A 2,201-nucleotide genomic window follows, 5' to 3' on the forward strand; every position below is an offset into this window, starting at 1 on the left:
TTGCTAAATCTGGACTAATATATGAGGATAGTTACAGAAGTTCTTTGGTGAGAAATTAATGCTTTTTTACTTGTTTTTTACCACAGTACTTTGTTGGCATTAGTTTTTATATTTCTTTTCGATAATAATACTTTTCAAATCCTTTTGGGAAATCAGTTTCCGTTCCAATTTTTTTAAAACCGAGTTTTTCATAAAATTCAGGTGCTTGGAATGAAAAAGTGTCTAAACTTATATAGCGACAATTCCGAGTTTTAGCCTCTTTCTCTGCTTCTAAAATCAATTTTCGTCCAATTCCGTCATTTCGGTTTTCAGTTTTCACAACAAAAGTTTTTATCTCCAATGTTCCCCAAATTGAGCGTCCATAAAGTCCGCCTACTATTTCTCCGTTATTATTCCGAGCAATTATTTCAATCGGTTTGTTAATTTCATTTTTGAGTTGTTGTGTTTTACTCAAGTTATATTCCACAAGTAATTCGACAACTCTGTCATAAGCTTCTCTGTCAATTATGTCGGTTACTTTTATGTTCATTTTTCAAATTAATGCCAACGGTCTCGTATAACCGACAGTTACGGGATTAAAGTTAATAATTTTCAGTTAAGAACTGGCGTTAGCAATTCCGAGTGGATTCGGACGTAGTCGAATCCGCCGTAATTGCGGTTATACATTGTTGTGGTTAGTTTTTTATTCCGTTTCAAGTTGTCCATTTATAAATTCCAATACCTCATTAAAATAACTTTCTAAATTTTCGTGTTCTTCTTCTCCAGGATGCCAATTTGCAAACTTCCAATATTTCCATTTTCCTCTATTCAAGTCGGATGGGATTAATAAAAAGTATTGCTCTTCATTTATTCCGCCAACAAGGATACTTTTTTCCAGTTCCTTTCCAATATTTTCAATTCCGTCAATGCTGTAAGCTTCGATTATGAAACTATCTATGTTTTTTAAATAGTCAATTTTGTCAGTTGGCTCAAAAGTCGGCTCGATATCATTTGGTGCAGAAAATCCGTTTGTTATAGACAAGAATTTTTTAAAGTCCGTTGGGAATTCAATTCCGAGTCTTTTTTCGGTCAGTTTTATTTCAGTTTCGGAAGCTGGTTTACTCCCTAACCATTTATTTTCAGTCTGCTCTTGAGTAAACTCAAAATCAGCTAACTCAATCGCTTTCTCTGATATTTGTTTTAGTAGACTTTTCATTTTTCAAATTAACCACAACGGTTTGCGTATATGGTTTGTTGCGTGTTTAAGTACCTAATTTAGCAAATACAAACTGAATAGAAAATCCGCGAGGATTTTCGTAAGTAGGCGAGAACCAAGCAATAAATTATATACGGTGTTGGCAATTGGGCTTTATTTTATTAAATTTTATTCTAATAGATTTATTTTTCTAAATGAATTTGAAAGCCTAAAACAGCTTTTATATTATCAACATTACCAGACCCCAAATTTCCTCTTTCATATTCGATGGCAAACTCTAGCCCTACAACACTATTAAAAAATATTACTTGCCCGACTCTAACTCCATAATAGCTAGATGAAATACTTGTATCTCCTCTCTCTAAAGGCGAAACAGTATTAACGTAATCATAATGAATTTGGGCGAATAAATTAAAAGTCTTATCAACTTCTAAAAAATAATATTTAGAAAATAATCCACCTCCATATATATCAAATCTGTTTATTTTTTCATAACGCAAAGAAGCACCTATGGCAAACTTATCTTTTATAAAATATCCAATATTAGGTTTTATGGTAATTACATCTCGTTTTTCTTTTTCTCCATTATCAAATTTGAAAGTTTGGCTAGAATAGTTTCCGCTACCACCAACAAGCCAATTACCTTCAGTAATTTGTGCATTAGCTGATGTGTAAATAAAACTTATTAAGAAAAATAATTTTATTGTTTTCATAGATATGTTTAAAATAATAATTAATGGACTCTCAATTATTTGTCTTTTATTAGTATAGATTTCAGATTTGAGTGAGTGCCTTGTTGCCAACGGTCTTGTATATGAAAAGTAGCGGATTTTTATGCACTAATTTTTCGGATTATAACTGACCTTTAATTTGTTCATTTTGTTTTGTTTAAGCGATTAAACCGCTATTTTTTATATACGTCTTAAGTTAGCATTTTAATAAAAACACTAAATTAAGACCTATAAATAAGAAAGAACAAAGGAGAGGAATAAGGTTATTATATACG

General features: G+C 31.3%; 3 protein-coding genes. All 3 read right to left on the minus strand.

Annotated elements, in window-relative coordinates:
• Positions 1 to 106 precede the first annotated feature (106 nt).
• Complete coding sequence (locus tag DFQ11_RS14970) at positions 107 to 529, minus strand: GNAT family N-acetyltransferase (protein WP_110476687.1); 423 nt, start codon at positions 527 to 529, stop codon at positions 107 to 109.
• Positions 530 to 682: 153 nt separating this feature from the next.
• The gene (locus DFQ11_RS14975; protein WP_110476689.1) at positions 683 to 1,195 is read right to left on the minus strand and encodes an SMI1/KNR4 family protein; all 513 of its coding nucleotides are present in this window, start codon (positions 1,193 to 1,195) and stop codon (positions 683 to 685) included.
• Between the two features lie 182 nt (positions 1,196 to 1,377).
• Positions 1,378 to 1,908 carry a hypothetical protein gene (locus DFQ11_RS14980; protein ID WP_110476691.1) on the minus strand — a complete coding sequence of 177 codons (531 nt, stop codon included), beginning with the start codon at positions 1,906 to 1,908 and terminating at the stop codon, positions 1,378 to 1,380.
• Between the last annotated feature and the right edge of the window lie 293 nt (positions 1,909 to 2,201).

The sequence above is a fragment of the Winogradskyella epiphytica genome (assembly GCF_003217215.1).
GTDB lineage: Bacteria > Bacteroidota > Bacteroidia > Flavobacteriales > Flavobacteriaceae > Winogradskyella > Winogradskyella epiphytica.

Excerpts from the sequence above, each read along its gene's own strand:
- DFQ11_RS14970 (WP_110476687.1), bottom strand. The coding sequence starts at position 529 with ATGAACATAAAAGTAACCGACATAATTGACAGAGAAGCTTATGACAGA.
- DFQ11_RS14975 (WP_110476689.1), bottom strand. The coding sequence starts at position 1,195 with ATGAAAAGTCTACTAAAACAAATATCAGAGAAAGCGATTGAGTTAGCT.
- DFQ11_RS14980 (WP_110476691.1), bottom strand. The coding sequence starts at position 1,908 with ATGAAAACAATAAAATTATTTTTCTTAATAAGTTTTATTTACACATCA.